19 protein-coding genes, 1 pseudogene and 1 riboswitch are annotated in these 22,837 nt (G+C 74.3%); of the genes and pseudogenes, 10 read left to right on the forward strand and 10 right to left on the reverse strand.

The genetic code is table 11. The features are described from left to right. The first annotated feature begins 47 nt into the window (after nucleotides 1–47). From ACFY32_RS03860 to ACFY32_RS03875, 4 genes are all read left to right on the forward strand, one after another. The gene (locus ACFY32_RS03860; RefSeq protein WP_390673355.1) at nucleotides 48–2,633 is read left to right on the forward strand and encodes a helicase C-terminal domain-containing protein; all 2,586 of its coding nucleotides are present in this window, start codon (nucleotides 48–50) and stop codon (nucleotides 2,631–2,633) included. Nucleotides 2,634–2,878: 245 nt separating this feature from the next. Beyond that, nucleotides 2,879–3,097, forward strand: coding sequence for a hypothetical protein (locus ACFY32_RS03865; protein ID WP_390673423.1), 219 nt, complete (start codon nucleotides 2,879–2,881; stop codon nucleotides 3,095–3,097). 70 nt (nucleotides 3,098–3,167) lie between these two features. Further along, complete coding sequence (locus ACFY32_RS03870) at nucleotides 3,168–4,811, forward strand: DNA repair helicase XPB (RefSeq protein WP_359194889.1); 1,644 nt, start codon at nucleotides 3,168–3,170, stop codon at nucleotides 4,809–4,811. Nucleotides 4,812–4,953: 142 nt separating this feature from the next. Further along, complete coding sequence (locus ACFY32_RS03875) at nucleotides 4,954–6,996, forward strand: HelD family protein (RefSeq protein ID WP_390673356.1); 2,043 nt, start codon at nucleotides 4,954–4,956, stop codon at nucleotides 6,994–6,996. A 127-nt stretch (nucleotides 6,997–7,123) separates the two neighbouring features. On the opposite strand, the pseudogene ACFY32_RS03880 reads toward ACFY32_RS03875, so the two are convergent. Then, a pseudogene (locus ACFY32_RS03880) lies at nucleotides 7,124–7,804 on the reverse strand (copper homeostasis protein CutC); the annotation flags it as partial. Between the two features lie 74 nt (nucleotides 7,805–7,878). Beyond that, nucleotides 7,879–8,562: a maleylpyruvate isomerase family mycothiol-dependent enzyme gene (locus ACFY32_RS03885; RefSeq protein ID WP_359194883.1), complete on the reverse strand. Its 684-nt coding sequence runs from the start codon at nucleotides 8,560–8,562 to the stop codon at nucleotides 7,879–7,881. 233 nt (nucleotides 8,563–8,795) lie between these two features. Here ACFY32_RS03885 and ACFY32_RS03890 point away from each other — a divergent pair, with 233 nt between their 5' ends. Beyond that, nucleotides 8,796–9,452: a hypothetical protein gene (locus tag ACFY32_RS03890; RefSeq protein WP_359194880.1), complete on the forward strand. Its 657-nt coding sequence runs from the start codon at nucleotides 8,796–8,798 to the stop codon at nucleotides 9,450–9,452. Between the two features lie 10 nt (nucleotides 9,453–9,462). Next, nucleotides 9,463–10,533, forward strand: coding sequence for a GNAT family N-acetyltransferase (locus tag ACFY32_RS03895; RefSeq protein WP_359194877.1), 1,071 nt, complete (start codon nucleotides 9,463–9,465; stop codon nucleotides 10,531–10,533). 75 nt (nucleotides 10,534–10,608) lie between these two features. Here the strand turns inward: ACFY32_RS03895 and ACFY32_RS03900 are convergent, their stop codons facing one another. Together ACFY32_RS03900 and ACFY32_RS03905 are read right to left on the reverse strand one after the other, a co-directional pair. Beyond that, nucleotides 10,609–10,908, reverse strand: coding sequence for a DUF4031 domain-containing protein (locus ACFY32_RS03900; RefSeq protein WP_359194874.1), 300 nt, complete (start codon nucleotides 10,906–10,908; stop codon nucleotides 10,609–10,611). After that, nucleotides 10,905–11,285 carry a hypothetical protein gene (locus tag ACFY32_RS03905; RefSeq protein ID WP_359194871.1) on the reverse strand — a complete coding sequence of 127 codons (381 nt, stop codon included), beginning with the start codon at nucleotides 11,283–11,285 and terminating at the stop codon, nucleotides 10,905–10,907. Before ACFY32_RS03905 ends, ACFY32_RS03900 begins: the two co-directional genes overlap by 4 nt. A gap of 55 nt (nucleotides 11,286–11,340) precedes the next feature. On the opposite strand from ACFY32_RS03905, the gene ACFY32_RS03910 reads away from it, so the two are divergent. The 4 genes from ACFY32_RS03910 (at nucleotide 11,341) to ACFY32_RS03925 (ending at nucleotide 15,408) form a co-directional block, all read left to right on the forward strand. Then, nucleotides 11,341–12,315 (forward strand): MurR/RpiR family transcriptional regulator, encoded by a 975-nt coding sequence (locus ACFY32_RS03910; RefSeq protein WP_390673357.1) that lies wholly within the window; start codon nucleotides 11,341–11,343, stop codon nucleotides 12,313–12,315. A gap of 130 nt (nucleotides 12,316–12,445) precedes the next feature. Next, nucleotides 12,446–13,381, forward strand: coding sequence for an N-acetylmuramic acid 6-phosphate etherase (murQ, locus tag ACFY32_RS03915; RefSeq protein WP_359194866.1), 936 nt, complete (start codon nucleotides 12,446–12,448; stop codon nucleotides 13,379–13,381). Nucleotides 13,382–13,397: 16 nt separating this feature from the next. Continuing rightward, entirely contained in the window at nucleotides 13,398–14,810 is a 1,413-nt protein-coding gene (locus tag ACFY32_RS03920; RefSeq protein ID WP_359194863.1) for a PTS transporter subunit EIIC, read from the forward strand. Nucleotides 14,811–14,841: 31 nt separating this feature from the next. Then, the gene (locus tag ACFY32_RS03925; protein ID WP_390673358.1) at nucleotides 14,842–15,408 is read left to right on the forward strand and encodes a hypothetical protein; all 567 of its coding nucleotides are present in this window, start codon (nucleotides 14,842–14,844) and stop codon (nucleotides 15,406–15,408) included. A gap of 15 nt (nucleotides 15,409–15,423) precedes the next feature. On the opposite strand, the gene ACFY32_RS03930 is transcribed toward ACFY32_RS03925, so the two are convergent. The 6 genes from ACFY32_RS03930 to thrC all read right to left on the reverse strand — a co-directional run bounded on the left by ACFY32_RS03930 (nucleotide 15,424) and on the right by thrC (nucleotide 22,540). Then, entirely contained in the window at nucleotides 15,424–16,962 is a 1,539-nt protein-coding gene (locus tag ACFY32_RS03930) for a carboxylesterase family protein (RefSeq protein WP_359194858.1), read from the reverse strand. Nucleotides 16,963–17,042: 80 nt separating this feature from the next. Next, entirely contained in the window at nucleotides 17,043–18,173 is a 1,131-nt protein-coding gene (locus ACFY32_RS03935) for an NADH:flavin oxidoreductase (protein WP_390673359.1), read from the reverse strand. A 192-nt stretch (nucleotides 18,174–18,365) separates the two neighbouring features. Continuing rightward, nucleotides 18,366–19,988 carry a chaperonin GroEL gene (groL, locus tag ACFY32_RS03940; RefSeq protein ID WP_359194852.1) on the reverse strand — a complete coding sequence of 541 codons (1,623 nt, stop codon included), beginning with the start codon at nucleotides 19,986–19,988 and terminating at the stop codon, nucleotides 18,366–18,368. A 324-nt stretch (nucleotides 19,989–20,312) separates the two neighbouring features. Next, the gene (locus tag ACFY32_RS03945) at nucleotides 20,313–20,516 is read right to left on the reverse strand and encodes a cold-shock protein (protein WP_004986573.1); all 204 of its coding nucleotides are present in this window, start codon (nucleotides 20,514–20,516) and stop codon (nucleotides 20,313–20,315) included. A gap of 412 nt (nucleotides 20,517–20,928) precedes the next feature. Further along, nucleotides 20,929–21,204 (reverse strand): ubiquitin-like small modifier protein 1, encoded by a 276-nt coding sequence (locus tag ACFY32_RS03950; protein ID WP_359194849.1) that lies wholly within the window; start codon nucleotides 21,202–21,204, stop codon nucleotides 20,929–20,931. A 43-nt stretch (nucleotides 21,205–21,247) separates the two neighbouring features. Then, nucleotides 21,248–22,540, reverse strand: coding sequence for a threonine synthase (gene thrC, locus ACFY32_RS03955; protein ID WP_359194846.1), 1,293 nt, complete (start codon nucleotides 22,538–22,540; stop codon nucleotides 21,248–21,250). An 18-nt stretch (nucleotides 22,541–22,558) separates the two neighbouring features. Continuing rightward, nucleotides 22,559–22,700: riboswitch (SAM riboswitch) on the reverse strand. Nucleotides 22,701–22,837: the final 137 nt, after the last annotated feature.

Raw genomic sequence — 22,837 nt, forward strand, 5'->3', positions numbered from 1 at the left:
CGCGCAGGGGCCCCGGCCGCCGGGGGCGACCCGCTACCGTGGGGCGGATGAGCACCGAGGAGAAGCCCGCGGCCCCCCGGTCCCTCGCGGAGGCCCTCCGCGCCAGGGACGACGCCTCCCTGGCCGCCCTCCTGCGCAGCCGCCCCGACCTCATCACGCCGGTCCCCACCGACCTCACGCAGTTGGCCACCCGGGCCGGTACCCGGGCGTCGGTGCTGCGGGCGCTGGAGCGACTGGACCGGTTCGCGCTGCAGACGGCGGAGGCGCTGGCCGTGGCGGCCGATCCGGCGACGTACGGCGAACTGCTCGGGCTGCTGGCCGGCGACGACCCCGATCCGGTGGTCGCCGGGGCGCTGCCGCGCGCCCTGGGCGTGCTGCGGACGCGGGCCCTGGTGTGGGGCGGCGACGACCAACTGCGACTGGTGCGCACGGCAAGGGAGTTGCTCGCGCCCTCGCCGCAGCATCCGTCGCCGACCGGGCTCGGCCCGACCGTGCGGGAGGCGACGGCCGGGATGTCGCCGGGGCGGCTCCAGGAGATCCTGGCCGCCGCCGGGCTGCCCTCGACCCACGACCCGGTGTCGGCGGTGGCCGCGCTGACCGGGCTGTTCACCGACCGGGCGCGACTGGCGGCGCTGCTCGCCGACGCGCCCGCGGAGTCCCGCGAGGTGCTGTCCCGGCTGGTGTGGGGGCCGCCGTACGGGCAGGTCACCCACGATCCGGCGGCGCACCTGCGCTGGCTGCTGGACCGGGGTCTGCTGCTGCCGACCGCGCCCGGCACGGTCGTGCTGCCCCGCGAGGTGGCCCTGCATCTGCGCGCCGGGCGCGCGCACCGCACGCCCGAGCCGGTGGCGCCGCCGGTGACCGCGGCGGCCACGCACCGTCCGCAGATGGTGGACGCCACCGCCGCCGGGCAGGCGCTGGCCGCGCTCGCCATGGTCGAGGAGCTGCTGAAGGAGTGGGACGAGGGCGGCCCGGCCGTGCTGCGGGCCGGCGGGCTGAGCGTGCGCGACCTGAAGCGGACGGCGGTCGCCCTGGACGTGCCCGAGCCGGTCGCCGCGTTCTGGCTCGAACTCGCCTACGCCGCCGGGCTGGTGGCCTCCGACGGCGGTGGGGGCACCTCCCACGGCGGTAAGGCAGTGGGGGACGACGAGCGGTACGCGGCGACCCCGGCGTACGACGAGTGGCGGGAGCTGTCCGCCGAGCGGCGGTGGGCGCGGCTCGCCGAGGCATGGCTGCTGGGGACGCGGACGCCGGGGCTGGCCGGCGGGCGGGACGCGAAGGACCGCACGCTGTCCGCGCTCGGTCCGGGCCTGGACCGCTCGGCGGCCCCGGAGGTCCGGCACCGGGTGCTGGCCCTGCTCGCCCAACTGCCCGAGGGCGCGGCCCCCGACACCGGTTCCCTGCTGGCCCGGCTGCGCTGGGAGCGCCCGCTGCGCGGCCCGCGCCGCGAGGACACCGGCGACCTGCGCACCCGGCTCGCCCACTGGACCCTTCAGGAGGCCGAACTCCTAGGCGTCACCGGCCGCGGCGCCCTGTCCGCGCCGGGCCGGGCGCTGATCGGGGCGGGACCGGCGGCACCGGAGGAGCCCGCCCCCGGGGACGCGGCCGGGCCCGGGGACAAGCTGCCGGCGCACCGGCACGCGCCGGTCGCCCTGCCGGTGCTGTCGCCCGGTGAGCAGGCCGTCGCGACGGCGGCCGCCGCGCGGGTGCTGGGGCCGCTGCTGCCCGAGCCGCTCGATCATGTGCTGTTGCAGGCCGACCTGACGGCGGTGGCGCCGGGGCCGCTGGAGCGGCCGCTCGCGGAGGTGCTGGGCGTGCTCGCGGACGTGGAGTCCAAGGGCGGGGCCACCGTGTACCGGTTCACGCCGGGCTCGGTGCGCCGGGCCCTGGACGCCGGGCGGACCGCCGCCGACCTGCACGCCTTCCTCGCCACGCACTCCCGCACGCCGGTGCCGCAGCCGCTGGCGTACCTGATCGACGACGTGGCGCGGCGGCACGGGCAGTTGCGGGTGGGCGCGGCCTCCGCCTACGTGCGCTGCGACGACGACGCGACGCTGGGCGAGATCCTGGCCGACAAGCGGGCCGCCGGGCTGGGCCTGCGCCGCCTCGCGCCGACCGTGCTGGCCGCGCAGGCCGACCCGGGGGCCCTGCTGGACGGTCTGCGCGCGATGGGCTTCGCGCCGGCCGCCGAGTCCGCCCACGGCGATGTGCTGATCACCCGCGCCGACGCCCACCGCACCCCGCCGCGCACCGCCCCGGAACCCGTCCCCGACGGGCCGCCCGCGCCGGACGACGCGCTGCTGGCGGCCGCGATCCGGGCCGTCCGGGCCGGTGACCTGGCCGCCACCGCCCCGCGCAGGCCCGGTCCCGGCGAGACCCCGCCGGGACCGGGCGGGCTGCCGCGCACCGGGGTCGCCGAGACCCTCGCCACCATGCAGGCCGCCGTGCTGACCGGCGAGTCGCTGTGGATCGGGTACGTGAACGCCGAGGGCGCCGCCACCCAGCGGGTCATCGCCCCGGTCCGGGTCGAGGGCGGATTCGTCACGGCGTACGACCACACCGCGGACGAGGTGCGCACCTATCCGCTGCACCGGATCACCGGCGTCGCGGAGCTGGCCGACGACGCGGGGTGACGCCCGGGGCAGCGGCTCGCCCACTTCCGGGTGTACGCGGCGGATCATGCGCCCGCGCCGGGGGATTCCCACCCCGGAGGGAGGTTCTCCCCTCCACCGCATCCGGGGCCCGGCCCTCGGGCAGCCACCGGGTGTCCGCACCGCACCCGGCGGGGAGAGCACGTGTCCGACGCGTGGGCCGGCCCGCGTCCGCCCGGGGCCGGCCCCTCCCCGACGCCCCTGCCCAGTGAAAGGCCGTGAGCGCCATGCCCTCCCCGCTGTCCGACCCGGTCCGCTCCGCCGTCGCCGTCTCCGTCGCCGCCCTGGTCACCGGCACCGCCCTGCTCGGGGCGCTGGCCTGCCGGGCCCACTCCGTCCCGCTCCCCCTCCCGCACCCGCACCCGGCCGCGGAGTCCCCGGCCGGCGGGCCGGCCGCCGTCGGGGGACCCCTGGTGAACGACCTCACTGCGCCCGCACTCCGGTAGCCCACCGCGTCGATCAGGCAGACTGGACGTTTGGCCGAACCCGCCGGCCGTACGCGAAAGGGTGCCGCCCGTGAATGGTCCGCTGATCGTCCAGTCCGACAAGACGCTGCTCCTGGAGGTCGACCACGAGAGGGCCGACGCCTGCCGCCGGGCCATCGCGCCCTTCGCCGAGCTGGAGCGGGCGCCGGAGCACATCCACACCTACCGGCTGACCCCGCTCGGCCTGTGGAACGCGCGGGCCGCCGGGCACGACGCCGAGCAGGTGGTGGACGCGCTGGTGGAGTACAGCCGCTACCCCGTGCCGCACGCCCTGCTCGTCGACATCGCCGAGACCATGGACCGCTACGGCCGGCTCACCCTCTCCAAGCACCCGGCGCACGGCCTGGTCCTGACCACCACCGACCGCCCGGTGCTGGAGGAGGTGCTGAAGTCCAAGCGGATCACCCCGCTGGTCGGCGCCCGCATCGACCCCGACACCGTGGCCGTGCACCCCTCCGAGCGCGGCCAGATCAAGCAGACGCTGCTCAAGCTGGGCTGGCCCGCCGAGGACCTCGCCGGGTACGTCGACGGCGAGGCGCACCCCATCGACCTGGCCGAGGACGGGTGGGCGCTGCGCCCGTACCAGAAGCAGGCGGTGGAGAACTTCTGGCACGGCGGCAGCGGCGTCGTCGTGCTGCCCTGCGGCGCGGGCAAGACGCTGGTCGGCGCGGGCGCGATGGCGCAGGCCAGGTCGACCACGCTGATCCTGGTCACCAACACGGTCTCCGCCCGCCAGTGGAAGCACGAGCTGGTCAAGCGCACGAGCCTGACCGAGGAGGAGATCGGCGAGTACAGCGGGACCCGCAAGGAGATCCGGCCGGTGACCATCGCCACGTACCAGGTGCTGACCACCCGGCGCAAGGGCGTCTACCCGCACCTGGAGCTGTTCGACTCCCGGGACTGGGGGCTGATCGTCTACGACGAGGTGCACCTGCTGCCCGCGCCGGTCTTCAAGTTCACCGCCGACCTCCAGGCCCGGCGCCGGCTCGGCCTCACCGCGACCCTGGTGCGCGAGGACGGCCGCGAGTCGGACGTGTTCTCGCTGATCGGGCCGAAGCGGTTCGACGCGCCGTGGAAGGAGATCGAGGCGCAGGGCTACATCGCGCCCGCCGACTGCGTGGAGGTCCGGGTCAACCTCACCGAGTCGGAGCGGCTGGCGTACGCCACCGCCGAGGCGGAGGAGAAGTACCGCTTCTGCGCCACCACCGCGACCAAGCGGAAGGTGACCGAGGCCATCGTGCGGCGCTTCGCCGGGCAGCAGATCCTCGTCATCGGCCAGTACATCGACCAGCTCGACGAGCTGGGCGAGCACCTCGGCGCGCCGGTGATCAAGGGCGATACGTCCAACGCGCAGCGGGAGAAGCTGTTCGAGGCGTTCCGGCAGGGCGAGATCAGCGTGCTGGTGGTCTCCAAGGTCGCGAACTTCTCCATCGACCTGCCGGAGGCCACGGTCGCCGTGCAGGTGTCGGGGACCTTCGGCTCCCGGCAGGAGGAGGCGCAGCGGCTCGGCCGGGTGCTGCGGCCCAAGGCCGACGGCCACCAGGCGCACTTCTACTCGGTGGTCGCCCGGGACACCCTCGACCAGGACTTCGCCGCCCACCGGCAGCGGTTCCTGGCGGAACAGGGGTACGCGTACCGGATCATGGACGCGGACGAGCTGCTGGCGGAGAGCTGACCGGGGATAATCGCTGGCCGGTCCGGTCGGCCCTGCCCTAAACTCTCCGCTCTTGCCCGCCTCCCTCCACGGAGTGCCGCCGTCCGGACGGAAACCGGCCGGCCCCGCAACCGCCATCCCCAGGTCCGCCGGAGGCACCCCCTTGTCCACGCCCGTCCACGACGACCCGCTCTCCCGCGAGCGCGCCCACCTCGCCGCGTCCCGTGCCGCGCTGCGCGCGATGCGGGAGGACGTCGAGTCCCTCGACATCTCCGACGTCACCGCGAACTGGGTGAACGCCCAGATCCTGGAGCGGCAGATCGAAGAGCGCGTCAAGGCGCTGGCCGACCTCAGCGACACCCCGCTGTTCTTCGGCCGGCTCGACTACCTGCACGCGCCGGGCGCGGACCGGGCGGAGGGTGCCGAGGGGGAGCGCTTCTACATCGGGCGGCGGCATGTGCACGACGCGGACGGCGACCCGATGGTCATCGACTGGCGGGCGCCGGTCTCGCAGCCGTTCTACCGGGCGTCCAAGAAGGACCCGATGGACATCGCGCTGCGCCGCCGCTTCGGGTACACCGGCGGCGACCTGACCGCGTACGAGGACGAGCACCTCTCCGACCCGGCCGAGGCGGCCACCGCCAGCAAGCTGCTCCAGCAGGAGATCGAACGGCCCCGCGTGGGCCCGATGCGCGACATCGTGGCGACCATCCAGCCCGAGCAGGACGAGATCGTCCGCGCCGGGCTCGCCGGGTCGGTGTGCGTGCAGGGCGGCCCCGGCACCGGCAAGACCGCCGTGGGCCTGCACCGGGTCGCCTACCTGCTGTACGCGCACCGCGAGCGGCTGGCCCGCGCCGGCACCCTGGTCATCGGCCCGAACCGGTCCTTCCTGCACTACATCGAGCAGGTCCTGCCGGCCCTCGGCGAGCTGGCCGTGCGGCAGGCCACCGTCGACGACCTCGTCGCCCACGTCGAGATCCGGGGCACCGACGACGCGGCGGCGGCGACCGTCAAGGGCGACGCGCGGATGGCCGAGGTGCTGCGCCGGGCGCTGTACTCCCACGTGACCATGCCCGCCGAACCGGTCGTGGTGGTGCGCGGCTCCCGCCGCTGGCGGGTCCCGGCGTACGAACTGGAGGAGGTCGTACGGGAGTTGCTGGACCGGGGCATCCGGTACGGCGCCGCCCGCGAGGCGCTGCCGCAGCGGATCGCGCACGCCGTGCTGGTGCAGATGGAACGGGCCGGCGAGGCCCCCGACGACCGGGTGCAGAACGCGGTGGCCCGCGACGCGGCGGTGAAGGCGGCCGTCAAGGCGGTCTGGCCGGCCGTCGACCCGGCCAAGCTGGTGCTGAGGCTGCTGACGGACGCCGGCTTCCTCGCCGAGCACGCGGCCGGGCTGCTCGACGCGGAGGAGCAGAAGGCGGTCCTGTGGGCGAAGCCGGTGCGGTCGGTGAGGTCCGCGCGCTGGTCGGCGGCGGACGCGGTACTGATCGACGAGGCCACCGACCTGGTCGAGCGCACCCACTCCCTCGGGCACGTCGTCCTCGACGAGGCGCAGGACCTCTCCCCGATGCAGTACCGGGCGGTGGGCCGGCGCTGCACCACCGGCTCGGTGACCGTCCTCGGCGACCTCGCGCAGGGCACGACGCCCTGGGCCACCCGGAGCTGGGACCGGGCGCTGGCCCACCTCGGCAAGGAGGACGCCGTGGTCGAGGAGCTGACGGCCGGTTTCCGGGTGCCGACGGACGTCATCGCGTACGCGTCGCGGCTGCTGCCGTCCATCGCGCCGGGGCTGACGCCGGTGGCGTCGATCCGCGAGAACCCGGGGTTCTTCGAGATCCGGGCCGCCGACGGGGTCCCCGACGTGCTGGCCGCGTGCCGTGAGCTGCTGGGCCGGGAGGGGTCGCTCGGGCTGATCGCGGCGGACGCGCGGGTGCCGGAGCTGTCCCGGGCGCTGGCCGATGCGGGGCTCGCCCACCTGGCGCCGGGCGAGGAGACCACGCGGGAGGCCCGGCTGACGCTGGTGCCGGCGTCGCTGGCCAAGGGCCTGGAGTACGACTACGTGGTGCTCGACGAGCCCCGCGCGGTCGTCGACGGGGAGCCGGACGAGCGGACGGGGCTGCGGCGGCTGTACGTGTGCCTGACGCGTGCGGTGTCAGGGCTGATCGTCACGCATACGGCTCCGCTGCCGGAGCAACTGGCGTGACGGCGGCGCCGGGGGCACCGCCCGGTGCCCCCGCCGGTGCCGCCGCGCCCGCCCGTGCCGCCGTCGGGGGCACCCCCTCCGGGAGGAACACGATCGGCTGCGGTTCCGGCGCCTCGGGTCGCGCGTCCAGCACCCGGCGCCACTGCGCCACCGCCTCCGACGACACCGGCCCGTCCCACCCCCGGGGGCGGGCCGCGCCGCCGATGTGGAAGGCGTCGATGCCCGCGGCGAGGAGGTCGGGGACGTGGTCCAGGGTGAGGCCGCCGCCGACGAGGAGCTGCTGCCCGTACCCCGGCTCTCCGCGCCGCCCCGCCTCCGCGCACAGCACCGGCAGTCCCTCGGTCACGCCGCCGGCCGCCCCGGCCGTGAGGTACGTGTCCAGGCCGGGCAGGTCCGCGAGCTGCTTGCGCAGGGCGTCGCGGTCGGCGGCCCGGTCGATGGCCCGGTGGAACGTGAAGCGGCAGCCCTCCAGCACCCCGGCCAGGCGTTCCACGGCGGCCAGGTCGGCCTGTCCGTCCGCGTCGAGGAACCCGAGCACGAACTGGTCGGCGCCCGCCTCCCGCAGCTCCCCCGCGACCCGCACCAGATGCTCGACGTCCCCGGCGGCGAACCCGTCCGCCAGCCGCAGCATCACCCGTACGTCGATGTCGACGGCGGCGCGGACGGCGGCGACGGTCGCGACCGGCGGGGTGAGCCCGTCGGCGGCCATGTCGGTGACCAGTTCGAGGCGGTCCGCGCCTCCGGTCCGGGCGGCGACCGCGTCCTCGACGTCGAGGGCGATCACCTCCAGGACTGCACGCTTGTTCATGGGGCCCCATTCGTCGGCGGCTCTACAGGTCTAGTCCAATCCAACCCTACGCCCCGGCACCCGCGCGAGACCGCTCATGCTCGGCCGAAGATGTTCAGCTCCTGTTCGGCCACTCCGGCCAGCTCGTACGCCGCCCCGTCGACCGGCCGCCCCGCGTAGAGCCGCAGCAGCGTCGGCGCGTCGCCGATGAACCGCCCCGGGGGCCGCTCCCCGTTCACCCCGCCCAGTTTCAGGGGCTCGTCCACGTCGTCGAGGTCGGCGTGCAGCGGCAGGTGCCCGAGGTGCCGGGTGACCGCGGCCAGCAGCGCCAGCGCCTCCGGCAGCCCGCGCCCGGCGTACGCCCCCGGCTCGCCGAGGGCGGCGCGCACATCACCGGCGTGCACCCACTCACCGAGCGCGAGCTGGTCGAGGACCCCGCCCGCCCGTGCGATCACCGGCCCGGCCTCGGTCATGCCGCGCTCCAGCTCGTCCACGATCCGGGCGGACGGCCAGCCGGCGCGTTCGGCGATGTCGCGTTCGTTGGACTCGGGCGAGAACACGCCCGGTTCCAGGCGGCGCTCCACCACCCGCAGCAGCGCGGCCGAGCAGTGCGCCAGCACGTCCCGCACGGTCCAGCCCGGACACGCGCTCACCGGCCGCGCGAAGTCCTCGTCCCCCCGGGACCGCAGCAGCGGCACCAGCGCGTCCCGCTCGACGGCCAGCAGCCGGCCGGGCAGTTCGGGGTCACGTACGTCGCACACGTCAGCAGGAGTCGTCATGGGCTCCACGCTAGGGCCTGTCGTTCGGATCAGGTCGCAGGGGATCGGCTGCACGTCGTCGCGCCGGTGAGCGGGGCTTGGTGCGTGCAGATGCAAGGCGGAGGAGGGAGTCGACGCGGAGCGTCGGCGAGTGACGACAACGCCGCAGGTGCGCGTGCCAAGCCCCGCGTCTGCGGCATGATCCGAACGACAGGTCCTAGGGTGCGCGGTGCCTTGCGCGGGAGAATGGCGGCATGGCCGATCTGGAAGCGCTGCGTGTTCGTTTCGCCCGTGCCCTGGACGGGGTCCGGGACGCCGGGCCCGATCCGGTGGCGTACGCCGACGCTCTGCTCGCCCGGTGGGGGGAGCCGCAGCGGCGGTACCACACGGTCGCGCATCTGGCGGCGGTCCTCGACCACGTGGACACGCTGGCCCGGTACGCCGCCGATCCGGACGTCGTACGGCTGGCGGCCTGGTTCCACGACGCCGTGTACCTGCCCGAGCGGTCGGAGAACGAGGAGCGCTCGGCGCGGCTCGCGGAGCGGGCGCTCGCCGAGGCCGGGGCGGCGGCGGAGAAGACCGCCGAGGTGGCGCGGCTGGTGCGGCTCACCGTCACGCACGACCCGGCCGACGACGACCCCGACGGCCAGGTGCTGTGCGACGCCGATCTGGCGGTCCTGGCGTCGCCGCCGTCGGGTTACGCCGCCTACGCCGCGGCCGTCCGCCAGGAGTACCACTTCGTGCCGGACGACGCCTTCCGCTCCGGCCGCGCGGCCGTGCTGCGGCAACTGCTGGGCCTGCCGCACCTGTTCCGGACGCCGTACGGGCGGCGGGAGTGGGAGGCGACCGCCCGGTACAACCTCCGCGCGGAGCTGGAAATGCTGTCGCCGGACGCCCCTTCGGGGCCGTAGCCTGCCCGCCATGCGGAACACGGGCGGGGAACGGGTGGAAGAGGCCGTGGCGAGCGCCGTCGCGGCGCTGCGGCAGGTCACGGACCGGGACTGGGCGGAGGTACGGGCGGCCGGCCTGGAGTGGAGCTGCCGGGAGACGGCCGTCCACGTCACCGGCGCCTTCCTCAGATACGCCGGTCAGCTCGCCGGACGGGCCGCCGGGTACCGCCTCCCCTTCACGCTGCGGATGGAGGAGGGCACCGGCAACGAGGACATCGTGCGGGTCGTCGAGGCGATGGGCGCGCTGCTCGCCGCCACCGTGCGCAGTACGCCCCGCGAGGTCCGCGCCTACCACCCGTTCCCCTTCCACAGCGCCGACCGCGACGGCTTCGCCGCGATGGCCGTCACCGAGGTGCTGGTGCACACGTACGACATCACCCGGGCGCTGGGCACCTCTTTCGCGCCGCCCGCCGAGCTGTGCACATACGCGCTGACCAGGATCTTCCCGGCCGTCCGGCCCGCCGCCGACCCCTGGCGCACCCTGCTGTGGGCGACCGGGCGCGGCGAGCTGCCCGGCCGGGCCCCGGTGACCGCATGGCACTGGACCAACAACCTGGTGATCCCGGCCGGACGGCTCACCCTGGAGGCCCTCACGCCCGCCGCCGCGGCCGACCTGTCGCTGGACGGCGACGGCGGGTTCCCGTGGCTGGAGGGCGGCCCGTGCGAGGGCACCCGGTACGCCGCCGGGCTGCTGCTCAAGGCGTACGAGGGGGGCGTGCACCGGCCGGAATGGGGCGTGTTCGTGATCGTGCGCCGGGAGGACGGGCGCGCGGTCGGCGGCATCGGCTTCCACGGCGCGCCGGACGAGGAGGGCCGCGTCGAGGTCGGCTACGACCTGGTCGCGGCGGCCCGCGGCCACGGCTACGCGACGGAGGCGCTGCGCGCCCTGACGGCGTGGGCGCTGGACCGCGAGGAGGTCACCCGGCTCTTCGCGACCGTCGAGCGGGACAACCGGCCCTCGCAGGCGGTCCTGGACCGGGCCGGTTTCCGCCGGGTCGCGGACGAGGACGGCGAGCACCTCGCCTACGAACTGCGCGGCTGACCGGCGCCGCCCCCTGACGGCTCCCGGCGGGCGGCTCGGCCGACCGCGCCGCTAACCGCGCCGCTGACCGCGCGGCTAACCGCGCGGCTGACCGTGTGGCTGCCCGAGCGGCCGACCGTGCCGTTTGGGCCGGCGCAGCCCCGCCGCGCGCAGCAGCCGCACCACCTCGCGGCTGCCGACCTCGACCGCCCCGGCGCGCACCGCGTCGGCGTACCGGTGCGCGGGCAGGTCGTAGTGGTCGCGGTCGAAGGCGCGGCGGGGCACGCCGAGCCGCTCGGCGAAGGCGTGCAGTTCGGCGAAGGAGACGTCGCTGACCAGGTGCGACCACATCCGCCCATGGCCGGGCCAGGCCGGCGGGTCGATGTAGACGCTCACGAGGGGTTGCCGCCGGTGGCCGCGCCCAGCGAGCCGACCGGCGCGACCGTCACGCCCGCCTCGGAGCAGACCCAGTGCGGGTCGGGGCCCAGTTCGGGCGCGACGTCCAGGGCGTGCGGGTCGCCCGAGCCGCACACCGGGCAGAGCGGCCAGCGGCCGTACCGCTCCAGCAGCGCGTCCTGCACGTCCTGCGCGACCAGGCCGGCCACGAACGGGGCGCCGTCGGGCCACTGCTCGACCCACCACCGCCGCTGCACGACCGCGTCCTCCACGAGCGAGACGACGTCCGCCTCGGCCGCTCCGCCGGCGACCAGGTCGGCGAGGACCAGGGCGCGGGCGGCGTGCAGCGTCTGCTCCAAGGGGCTGATGGGGTTCATGCACCCATTGTGCGCACTCTTGACCCGCACCCCGAAACGAAAATATCTTTCACCAGTGACCGAGGACGTGAAGGAAACTTTCGCCCCGTCGGCGCCCGGACCCGCGACCGGCCCCGCGACCGGCCCCGCGACCGGACGCACGCCCGGCCCCGCGCCCGCCGCGCTCGCCGCCAAGGTGCGCACGCTGGTGCCGTCGATGACACGTTCCATGCAGCGGGTCGCCGAGGCCGTCGCCGGCGACCCGGCCGGCTGTGCCGCCCTCACCGTCACCGGCCTGGCCGAACGCACCGGCACCAGCGAGGCCACCGTCGTCCGCACCGCCCGGCTCCTGGGCTACCCCGGCTACCGCGACCTGCGCCTGGCCCTCGCCGGACTCGCCGCCCAGCAGCAGTCCGGCCGCGCGCCCGTCATCACCACCGACATCGCGGTGGACGACCCGCTCGCCGACGTCGTCGCCAAACTCGCCTACGACGAGCAGCAGACCCTCGCCGACACCGCGGCCGGCCTCGACACCGGCCAGCTCTGCGCGGCGGTCACCGCGCTCGCCGGGGCGCGGCGCATCGACGTGTACGGCATCGGGGCGTCGGGGCTGGTCGCCCAGGACCTCACGCAGAAGCTGCTGCGCATCGGGCTGATAGCCCACGCGCACAGCGACCCGCATCTCGCCGTCACCAACGCGGTGCAACTGCGCGCCGGGGACGTCGCCATCGCCATCACCCACTCCGGTTCGACGGGAGACGTCATCGAGCCGCTGCGGGTCGCCTTCGACCGCGGGGCGACGACGGTCGCGGTGACCGGGCGGCCGGACGGGCCGGTGACGCAGTACGCCGACCACATACTGACCACGGCCACGTCGCGGGAGAGCGAGCTGCGGCCGGCGGCGATGTCCTCGCGGACTAGCCAGTTGCTGGTGGTGGACTGCCTCTTCGTGGGGGTGGCGCAGCGGACGTACGAATCGGCCGCGCCGGCGCTCTCGGCCTCCTACGAGGCGCTGGCCCATCGGCACGGGTCGGCTCACGGGAGACCGTAGGACCCGACCGCCGTGACCGGCCGCGGACGCGCCGTGGCTGGTCGCGCCCACGCGGCGGAGCCGCGTACCGAAACGGCCCCGCGCCCCTGTGGGGCGCGTCACAGGCACCGATGTGAAAAGAGTTCCCGGCATGACTTCCACCTCCCGCCCCGGCGATCTCCGGGTGCAACTGGAGAGTCTGACCACCGAGGCCTTCCGGCCCGAACTCGCCGAGATCGACCGGCTCGACACGCTCGGCATCGCGCGGCTGATGAACCAGGAGGACGCCGGGGTGGCCGCCGCCGTGGCGACCCGGCTGCCCCAGATCGCGCGGGCCGTGGACGCCATCGCCGTACGGATGGGACGCGGGGGACGGCTGGTCTACGCGGGCGCCGGGACCGCCGGACGGCTCGGGGTGCTGGACGCCTCCGAGTGCCCGCCGACGTTCAACACCGCCCCCGGGCAGGTCGTCGGGCTGATCGCGGGCGGCCCTCAGGCCGTGCTGACCTCCGTGGAGGGCGCCGAGGACTCCGCCGAGCTGGCCCGCGCCGACCTGGACGCGCTGGGCCTCACCGCCGACGACACGGTGGTCGGCGTCTCCGCCTCCGGCCGCACCCCCTACGCCGTCGGCGCCGTCGAGCACGCGCGGGCGCTGGGCGCGCTGACCGTCGGCCTGGCGGGCAACGCGGGCAGCGCCCTGGCCGCCGCCGCCGAGCACGGCATCGAGGTGGTCACCGGGCCCGAGCTGCTCACCGGATCGACCCGGCTGAAGGCGGGCACGGCGCAGAAGCTGGTGCTCAACATGCTGTCGACGATCACCATGATCCGGCTCGGCAAGACGTACGGGAACCTGATGGTCGACGTCCGGGCCTCCAACGAGAAGCTGCGCGCCCGGTCCCGGCGGATCGTCGCCCTCGCCACCGGCGCCCCCGACGAGGCGATCGAACGCGCCCTGGACGCCACCGGCGGCGAGGTCAAGCACGCCGTGCTGGTGCTGCTCGCCGACGTGGACGGCCCGACGGCCGCCCGCCTTCTGGAGGACTCCGGCGGCCGACTGCGTGCCGCGCTGGCCGCGGCCCAGGGCTGAGCCGCAGGCTCGGGGGGTGCACCAGGACCCCCGCTCCACAGCCGCCGCGATCCTCCCCCTGGTCGGCGGGCCGGCCAACGTCGTCTCCGCCGCCCACTGCGTGACCCGGCTCCGGCTGGGCCTCGCCGACCGGTCCCGGGTCCGGGAGGACGGCCTGCGGGCGCTGCCCGGGGTGCTCGGGGTGGTCGAGGACGGCACGTCGTACCAGATCGTGCTGGGGCCGGGGGTGGCCGAACGGGTCGCCGAGGAGTTCGGGACGCTGCTGGAGCCCGCCGGCGGCGCGGCCCGCCTGGCCGAGCGGGGCGCGGAGCTGCGGGCGGCGCGCCGGCGGCGCAACGCGACCCCGCTGAAGACCGGCCTGCGCCGGGTCGCCGACGTGTTCGTGCCCCTGATCCCGGCCCTGATCGGCTGCGGCATCCTCGCGGGCACCGGCGGGCTGCTCGCCAACCTGGGGTGGCTGCCCGGGATCACGCCCGCGCTGACCGTGCTGTCCTCGGCGTTCATGGCGCTGATCGCGGTGTTCGTCGGGCACAACACGGCCAAGGAGTTCGGCGGCACACCGGTGCTGGGCGGCGCGGTCGCCGCGGTCGTGGTCTACCCGGGGGTGGCGAAGGTGAGCGTGTTCGGGGCGGCGCTCGCGCCGGGGCAGGGCGGGGTGCTCGGCGCGCTGGCGGCGGCACTGCTCGGCACCTACGTCGAGAAGTGGTGCCGCGCCCGGCTGCCCGGCACCCTCGACGTGCTGCTCACCCCCACCCTGACGGTGCTGGTCCCCGGCCTGATCACGCTGTACGTCCTCATGTACGCGGCCGGCGAGGCCGCCGCCGCGCTGGGCACCGCCGCGACCTGGCTGCTGACGACGGCCGGCGCGGCGGCCGGGCTGCTGCTCGGCGGCCTCTTCCTGCCCCTGGTGATGCTCGGCCTGCACCAGGCGCTGATCCCCCTGCACGCCACGCTCATCGAGCAGCGGGGCCACACCGTCCTGCTGCCGCTGCTGGCGATGGCGGGCGCGGGCCAGGTCGGCGCGGCGGCGGCGGTGTACGTCAGGCTGCGGCACGACACCTCGCTGCGCACCACGATCCGCTCGGCGCTCCCGGCGGGCCTGCTGGGCATCGGCGAACCCCTCATCTACGGGGTCTCCCTGCCGCTGGGCCGCCCCTTCCTCACCGCCTGCGTGGGCGGAGCGGCGGGCGGCGCGTTCGTCGGGCTGTTCGCGATGCTCGGCACCGAGGTCGGCGCGACGGCGATCGGCCCGTCCGGCTGGGCCCTGTTCCCCCTCCTGGCCGGCAGCGCGGGCCCGGCGACGACGGCGGCGGTCTACGCCGGCGGCCTGCTCACGGGGTACGTGGTCGGCTTCGCGGCGACGTACTGGTTCGGCCGCCTGGGCCGGGACCGTCCCGGGGACACCGGCGTCCCCGTGCGGGCGGAGTGAGCGGCCGGTGCCGTGTGCGACGCTGGAAGGCATGAACCACGCCCAGTCGACCGCCCTCGGCCGCGCCCTGCGTCTCCTCGGCGAGCACGGCGAGGCGCTGAGCGCCGACAGTCCGGACGCCAAGCTGCACGAGGTCAGGGCCGACCTGCGGCGCGCTCTGGACCTGCTGGAGGAGAGCGTGACGACGGCGGTGCCCAGCACCCGCTGCCCGGAGCACCCGACCGGCCCGGTGGACAGTTCCGCGCCCGACCTGTGCCTGCTGTGCGAGACCCGGCGCCGGGCCGCCCGCCGGGCCGCGTACGACGGGGGCCCGGTCCCGCGCTCCCACCCCGCCGAGCCCGCGCAGAGCCGGTACGGCGTCCGCGGCGACCGCCCGCAGCCCCAGCAGCGCTGGCTCCCCGAGGCGTGGAACGGGCAGGCGTGGCAGTTGTGCGGCACCCCCCGCCGGGACCGGCGGGAGGCCGAGCTGTACCTGGCCGCCCAGCGCAGGGGCCCGCGCCCGGCGCCGGCGTACCGGCTGGTGCACGAGTTCACGGACTACGAGGTGCTGCGGGTCTGGGGCATCCCGGCCCGGCTCGACGCCGAGCCGATGCCGTAGGGCCGCCGCGCGGGCTCAGGCCCCCGGGGCGAGCAGCGGCAGGGCGGTGTACTCGTACCCCTCCCACAGGCGTCGCGCGGTCTGCTCCGGGTACGGCACGACCGCCGGTTCGGCGTCCAGGACCTGCACGAGCCGGCGCTCGGTGTCGTACGCGGGCCAGCCCGGGTCGCCGGTCCTGGCGAACGCCGTCCAGGACGCCCGGAACCGGGCGGACAGCGCCCGCGCCTCGGCGGACGGCTCCGCGCCCTCGAACATGAGGAGGCCGAGGTCGGAGCCGAAGGTGCCGAACAGCAGGGGCAGGTCCAGGGCGTGGCAGGCGCCGAGCGCGCCGCCGCCGCCCGGCGCGGACCAGGTCAGCTCGTAGGCGTGGGCCCGGCCGCCGCCCGCGAGGTGCGCCTCGGCCAGCCTCATCGTCGGCTCGGCGAACAGCCAGTCGGTCTGCACCCGTTCGAACAGCTCGCCGGCGGACGCGTCGGGGTAGGCGGCCCGGTAGGCGGCCTCGCCGTCCGGGCCGGGCCCGAAGAAGCGCAGGGCGGACGCCGCCCGCTCGTCGTCTGTCTTCCCCAGCCGCCCGCCCAGGGCGAGGAACAGCCGGAACTCGTGGCGGTTGTGCCCGACGACCAGGTCCACCCCGGCGGACGCCCCCCGCGCGAGCGCCTGCCAGGGCAGCGCCGGCAGCACCTCGCCGTCCACGACGGGCGAGTACGGGGTGACGGTGGGCGCGGCCCGCCCCCACCGGTCCGCGTACCCGCGCATCTTGGCGGCCAGCGCCTGCCCGGCGGCCACCAGCCGACCGGGCGGCACGGCCGCGAGGTCCTGGGCAGTCGGCTTCCGGCCCGCCTCGGCGGCGAGCGCCCCGGCGATGTCCCGGGCGAGCGCGTCGGAGAAGAAGGTCCCGGGCACGCTCTGCGCGACGGCCCGCCGGAACAGCCCGGCCGCCCTCGGCATCGCCAGCAGCGCCGCGATCGAACCGGCGCCCGCGGACTCGCCGAACACGGTGACCTGCTCCGGGTCGCCGCCGAACGCGGCGATGTTCTCGCGCACCCACTCCAGGGCGGCGACCTGGTCGAGCAGGCCCCGGTTGGCGGGGGCGCCCTCGATGCGGGCGAAACCCTCCATGCCCAGGCGGTAGTTGAAGGAGACGACGACGAGGTCGCCGTCGGCGGCTATGCGCCGGGCGTCGTAGCCGGGGCTGCCGCTGTGGCCCATCTTGTAGGCGCCGCCGTATATCCACACCATCACCGGTCGGCGCGCGGCCGGGTCCGGCTCCGGTGTCCAGACGTTGACGGTCAGCCAGTCGTCGGCGCCGGGCGCCTCGGCCGGCGGGGTCGGCGCGGCCGGGCCCAGGTCCTGCGGCGGCGGCGGCCCGAAGTCGGCCGCCTCCCGGGTGCCGTCCCAGCGCCGGGCGGGGCGCGGGGCGGCGAAGCGGGCCTCGCCGACGGGCGGTTCGGCGAAGGGGATGCCGCGGAAGACGGCCAGGCCGTCCTCCCGGCGTCCGCGCACCGCACCGCCGGCGGTGCGCACCACGGGCTCCGGGGCCTCGGGGTGGGTCATCGATCACTCCTCACTGGGTTGCCGCTGGTCGTACGCCAGTTGGTGATCTGTCGGACCCTACGCCGTGGTGCGCGTCCGGCTCAGCTCAGGGTCTTCAGCGCCGCCGGGTCGAACGGGGCCAGTTCGCCGAAGCGGCCGGCCAGGACCTTCTTCGCCCACTCGGGGTCCTGGAGCAGGGCGCGGCCCACGGCGACCAGGTCGAACTCCTCGCGCTCCAGCCTGTCCAGCAGGTCGTCGAGGTCGGCGACAGCCGAGCCCTGGCCCTGGAACGCCTTGCCGAACTCGCCGTCCAGGCCCACCGAGCCGACGGTGATGACGGGCTTGCCGGTGAGCTTCTTCGTCCAGCCCGCGAGGTTGAGGTCGGAGCCGTCGAACTCCGGGCGCCAGTAGCGGCGGGTGGAGGCGTGGAAGGCGTCCACGCCGGCCGCGGCGAGCGGGGCGAGCAGGGCGTCCAGCTCCTGGGGCGTCTCGGCGAGGCGGGCGTCGTAGGCGTCCATCTTCCACTGCGAGTAGCGGAAGATCACCGGGAAGTCGGCGGAGACCCGCGCCCGGACGGCCGCGACGATCTCGGCGGCGAACCGGGTACGGGCGACGAGGTCGCCGCCGTAGGCGTCGGTACGGCGGTTGGTGCCGGCCCACAGGAACTGGTCGACGAGGTAGCCGTGGGCGCCGTGGATCTCCACGCCGTCGAAGCCGATGCGCTCGGCGTCGGCGGCGGCCTGCGCGAACGCGGCGACCACGTCGTCGATGTCCTGCAGGGTCATCGCTCGCCCGGTGGGCTCCTCGGCGCCGATGCGCAGGCCGGAGGGGCCGACGGCCGGGGCCTCGGGGAAGGGCGGCTCGCCCTGGTCGCGGACCATGCCGATGTGCCAGAGCTGCGGCACGATCGTGCCGCCGCCCGCGTGCACCGCCTCGGCGACCTTCGCCCAGCCCGCGAGCTGCTCCTCGCCGTGGAACCGGGGCACGCTGTCGCTCTGCCCGGCGGACGGGTGGCCGACGTAGGTGCCCTCGGTGACGATCAGGCCGACACCGGCGGCGGCGCGGCGCCCGTAGTACGACACGACGTCCTCGCCGGGCACGCCGCCCGGGGAGAACATGCGGGTCATCGGCGCCATCGCGATGCGGTTGGGGACGGTCAGCCCGTTGATGGCGGTGGGCCGGGAGAGGATCTCGGCCGCGCGGGTGGCGGCGTCGGGGGAGGTGGCGGTCACGTGGGGGACTCCTCGCAAAGGGTGGATACCGGTCAGTATGTGCATACGCATAGACCTTTACGGGGAGTACAACCGGACCGCCCGCCCCGGTAATCCCGGCCGGCGCCGGAAAAACGCCCGAGGGCGGCACCCCCCGCTCTCGCGGGGAAGTGCCGCCCTCGGTCGAGGACGTGCGATCGACTCGGGGGCCGATCAGAAGTCCATGTCACCGCCCGGCATGCCGCCGCCGGCGGGCGCGGCGGCCTTCTCCGGCTTGTCGGCGATGACGGCCTCGGTGGTGAGGAACAGCGCGGCGATGGAGGCGGCGTTCTGCAGCGCGGAACGGGTCACCTTCGCCGGGTCGATGATGCCCTCGGCGATCATGTCGACGTACTCACCGGTCGCGGCGTTCAGACCGTGGCCGACGGGAAGGTTTCGCACCTTCTCGACGATGACGCCGCCCTCGAGACCACCGTTGGCGGCGATCTGCTTCAGCGGGGCCTCCAGGGCGAGCTTCACGGCGTTGGCGCCGGTCGCCTCGTCACCCTCCAGCTCCAGCTTCTCGAAGACCTGGCCGGCCTGGAGCAGGGCCACGCCACCACCGGCGACGATGCCCTCCTCGACGGCCGCCTTGGCGTTGCGCACGGCGTCCTCGATGCGGTGCTTGCGCTCCTTGAGCTCCACCTCGGTGGCGGCACCGGCCTTGATCACCGCGACGCCGCCCGCGAGCTTGGCCAGGCGCTCCTGGAGCTTCTCGCGGTCGTAGTCCGAGTCGCTGTTCTCGATCTCGGCGCGGATCTGGTTGACGCGGCCGTTGACCTGGTCGGTCGAGCCGGCGCCGTCGACGATGGTGGTCTCGTCCTTGGTGATGACGACCTTGCGGGCGCGGCCCAGGAGGTCCAGGGTCGCGTTCTCCAGCTTGAGGCCGACCTCCTCGGAGATGACCTCGCCGCCCGTGAGGATGGCGATGTCGCCGAGCATGGCCTTGCGGCGGTCGCCGAAGCCCGGGGCCTTGACGGCGACGGACTTGAAGGTGCCGCGGATCTTGTTGACGACCAGGGTCGACAGGGCCTCGCCCTCGACGTCCTCGGCGATGATCAGCAGCGGCTTGCCCGACTGCATGACCTTCTCCAGCAGCGGGAGCAGGTCCTTGACGTTGGAGATCTTGGAGTTGGCGATCAGGATGTACGGGTCGTCGAGGACGGCCTCCATACGCTCCATGTCGGTGGCGAAGTACGCCGAGATGTAGCCCTTGTCGAAGCGCATACCCTCGGTGAGCTCCAGCTCCAGACCGAAGGTCTGGGACTCCTCGACGGTGATGACGCCTTCCTTGCCGACCTTGTCCATCGCCTCGGCGATCAGCTCGCCGATCTGGGTGTCGGCGGCGGAGATGGAGGCCGTGGAGGCGATCTGCTCCTTGGTCTCGACGTCCTTGGCCTGCTCGAGCAGGGCGGCGGAGACGGCCTCGACGGCCTTCTCGATACCGCGCTTGAGGGCCATCGGGTTGGCACCGGCGGCGACGTTGCGCAGGCCCTCCTTGACCAGGGCCTGGGCGAGGACGGTCGCCGTGGTCGTACCGTCGCCGGCGACGTCGTCCGTCTTCTTGGCGACTTCCTTGACCAGCTCGGCGCCGATCTTCTCGTACGGGTCCTCGAGCTCGATCTCCTTGGCGATGGAGACACCGTCGTTGGTGATCGTGGGCGCGCCCCACTTCTTCTCGAGGACGACGTTGCGGCCCTTGGGGCCGAGCGTCACCTTCACGGCGTCCGCGAGCTGGTTCATGCCGCGCTCGAGGCCGCGCCGCGCCTCCTCGTCGAACGCGATGATCTTGGCCATGTGAAGTGGTCCCTCCAGGACTGGGGGTGATTCCTTCGGACCGCGCCCGCGCCCGCGACGGACGGCTCGCACACCTGTGGTTCCTTGCCCCACCCGGCCTGCGGGCCTCACCGACCCGGTCCTCGTTGTCACTCTCACCTTCAGAGTGCTAACGCCAATGATTAGCACTCGCCCCTGTCGAGTGCAAGCGCCTGCCCGGGATCGCCGGGGGGCGGGCGGGTGGCCGAACGGGTGAGCGAGGGGTCCCGGGCATGCCGGAGGGCCCGCACCCCGGCGGGTGCGGGCCCTCGGACAGAAGACCTGCGGTGCGGTTGGTCGCGCGTTTCAGGCAGTGACGCGAACCATGTCGGCCTGCGGGCCCTTCTGGCCCTGCGAGATCTCGAACTCGACCCGCTGGCCTTCTTCAAGGGTGCGGTAACCGTCCATCTGGATCGCGCTGTAGTGGACGAAAACATCCGCACCACCGTCGACCGCGATGAAGCCGTACCCCTTCTCCGCGTTGAACCACTTGACGGTGCCCTGAGCCATGCCTAACTCCCCTATTACTGGCCCTTGCGCAGATCCGCACTTCGCGGACCCGGGTCAGACCTCGTCCCCCAACGGTTGGGAACGTGCGCCGGAACGCGTCGACCGCGGCTGAATGTATCTGTCCAACTGCCGTCTGCAACAGGTCAATCGGACGAGAAATCTGGACGCCCCGGGTCCGGAATGTGGCGAGAATTCGCCGCAATTCAGGGCAAGTCGGGCCATACATAAGGAACAAAAGCCACGAAAGGGGCCCGCACTTTGGCTGCATCTAGTCGGGTGCACGGCAGGAATTCAGGGTTCCCGTTCCCGCGATCAACAGCGCGTTCCCCAACTCTACCGCGCTCAACCACATTGAATTGCCCCCTCCGCTTCTCTCACGGAGGGGGCAATGCACGGGAACGGCCCGTGACGGTCAGCCGCCGGCGACCGCGGGAATGATGGAAACGCCCGCGCCCTCGGGCGTGGCGGTCTCCAGGCCCTGCTCGAAGCGGACGTCGTCGTCGTTGACGTAGACGTTGACGAACCGCCGCAGCTTGCCCTGGTCGTCCAGGACCCGGGCGGCGATGCCGGTGTGGTTCTTCTCCAGGTCGGCGAGGACCTCCCCGAGGGTCGCGCCCTCGGCGCTGACCTCGGCCTTGCCGCCGGTGTAGGTGCGCAGGATGGTGGGGATGCGGACAGTGACGCTCACGATGATGAAACCTCCGGAAGGATGTACGTACCTGGGGGCGCGACTACGCCAGACCGGCCGAACGGAACGACTCCAGGCTCGGCCGGATCGTCGCCGTCAGCCCCGTCCCCGCCACCGCGTCCAGCGTCTTCAGCCCGTCCCCGGTGTTCAGCACGACGGTCGTGAGCGCCGGGTCCAGCACCCCCGCCTCGATGAGCTTGCGCGTGACGCCGACGGTGACCCCGCCGGCCGTCTCCGCGAAGATGCCCTCGGTGCGGGCCAGCAGCTTGATCGCGTCGACGATCTGCTCGTCGTTCACGTCCTCCACCGCTCCGCCGGTGCGGCGCGCGATGTCCAGGACGTAGGGGCCGTCCGCCGGGTTGCCGATGGCGAGGGACTTGGCGATGGTGTCCGGCTTCTGCGGCCGGACCACGTCGTGCCCCGCCTTGTACGCGGTCGACACCGGCGAGCAGCCCTCGGCCTGGGCACCGAAGATCTTGTACGGCCGGTCCTCGACCAGGCCCAGCTCGATCAGCTCCCGCAGCCCCTTGTCGATCTTGGTGAGCTGGGAGCCGGACGCGATCGGCACCACGAGCTGGTCCGGAAGCCGCCAGCCGAGCTGCTCGCAGATCTCGTACGCCAGGGTCTTGGACCCTTCCGCGTAGTACGGCCGGAGGTTGACGTTGACGAAGCCCCAGCCCTCGCCGGCCGGGTCGCCGATCAGCTCGGAGCAGAAGCGGTTGACGTCGTCGTAGTTGCCCTCGATGCCGACCAGCTCGCCGCCGTAGACCGCGGCCATGACGACCTTGCCCTGCTCCAGGTCGTGCGGGATGAACACGCACGAGCGCAGGCCGGCCCGCGCGGCGGCGGCGCCGACCGCGCCGGCCAGGTTGCCGGTGGAGGAGCAGGACAGGGTGGTGAAGCCGAAGGCGCGGGCGGCCTCCAGGGCCTGGGCGACGACCCGGTCCTTGAAGGAGTGGGTGGGGTTGCCGGAGTCGTCCTTGACGTACAGCCCGCCGGTGACGCCCAGTTCGCGGGCGAGGTTGTCGGCCTCGACCAGCTTGGTCCAGCCCGGGTTCAGGTTGGGCTTGCCGGCGACGTCGGCCGGGACCGGCAGGAGGGGGGCGTACCGCCAGATGTTCGCGGGGCCCGCTTCGATGCGCCGGCGCAGTTCCTCGGTGTCGTAGGAGGAGTAGTCGTAGGCGATCTCCAGCGGGCCGAAACACTCCTCGCAGGCGAAGACCGGGCCGAGGGGGACGCGGTGTCCGCATTCGCGGCAGGAGAGCGCCGCGGCGGGACCGAGGTCCACGGGGGAAGCGGCGGTGTCGGCGGTGGTCGCGACAGTCTGCACAGCCATGTGAGGCGAGGCCCTTTCTCCTCATCTTCCTCACGACGCATTTCGTCGTGAGACGGATTTGGCACCTTCCCGAGCCGGGAGCCTCGCTGCTTCACGAGTGCCGACTGGAGGGTTGCCGGGGCTTCATCGGGCCGTGTCCCTCTGCCCCTCTGGATGAGCGCTATGTGGTTGTGGAACACCGGCGACCCCCGACATGCGATGGTCACCCGCGTTGTTCAAGACTGTAACCGAAGGCCAGGACAGTTGAGATAGTCGTCCGATGCGCGAGATGGATCACACGTGGCTCACGGTGGTCCA

The organism is Streptomyces sp. NPDC000134 (assembly GCF_042899225.1).
In the GTDB taxonomy this organism is placed as follows: domain Bacteria; phylum Actinomycetota; class Actinomycetes; order Streptomycetales; family Streptomycetaceae; genus Streptomyces.

What these genes read in the sequence shown, in the direction of transcription:
- ACFY32_RS03860 (WP_390673355.1), top strand. Translation starts at nt 48, where the DNA reads ATGAGCACCGAGGAGAAGCCCGCGGCCCCCCGGTCCCTCGCGGAGGCC.
- ACFY32_RS03865 (WP_390673423.1), top strand. Translation starts at nt 2,879, where the DNA reads ATGCCCTCCCCGCTGTCCGACCCGGTCCGCTCCGCCGTCGCCGTCTCC.
- ACFY32_RS03885 (WP_359194883.1), bottom strand. Translation starts at nt 8,562, where the DNA reads ATGACGACTCCTGCTGACGTGTGCGACGTACGTGACCCCGAACTGCCC.
- ACFY32_RS03890 (WP_359194880.1), top strand. Translation starts at nt 8,796, where the DNA reads ATGGCCGATCTGGAAGCGCTGCGTGTTCGTTTCGCCCGTGCCCTGGAC.
- ACFY32_RS03895 (WP_359194877.1), top strand. Translation starts at nt 9,463, where the DNA reads ATGCGGAACACGGGCGGGGAACGGGTGGAAGAGGCCGTGGCGAGCGCC.
- ACFY32_RS03905 (WP_359194871.1), bottom strand. Translation starts at nt 11,285, where the DNA reads ATGAACCCCATCAGCCCCTTGGAGCAGACGCTGCACGCCGCCCGCGCC.
- murQ (WP_359194866.1), top strand. Translation starts at nt 12,446, where the DNA reads ATGACTTCCACCTCCCGCCCCGGCGATCTCCGGGTGCAACTGGAGAGT.
- ACFY32_RS03925 (WP_390673358.1), top strand. Translation starts at nt 14,842, where the DNA reads ATGAACCACGCCCAGTCGACCGCCCTCGGCCGCGCCCTGCGTCTCCTC.
- ACFY32_RS03930 (WP_359194858.1), bottom strand. Translation starts at nt 16,962, where the DNA reads ATGACCCACCCCGAGGCCCCGGAGCCCGTGGTGCGCACCGCCGGCGGT.
- groL (WP_359194852.1), bottom strand. Translation starts at nt 19,988, where the DNA reads ATGGCCAAGATCATCGCGTTCGACGAGGAGGCGCGGCGCGGCCTCGAG.
- ACFY32_RS03945 (WP_004986573.1), bottom strand. Translation starts at nt 20,516, where the DNA reads ATGGCTCAGGGCACCGTCAAGTGGTTCAACGCGGAGAAGGGGTACGGC.
- thrC (WP_359194846.1), bottom strand. Translation starts at nt 22,540, where the DNA reads ATGGCTGTGCAGACTGTCGCGACCACCGCCGACACCGCCGCTTCCCCC.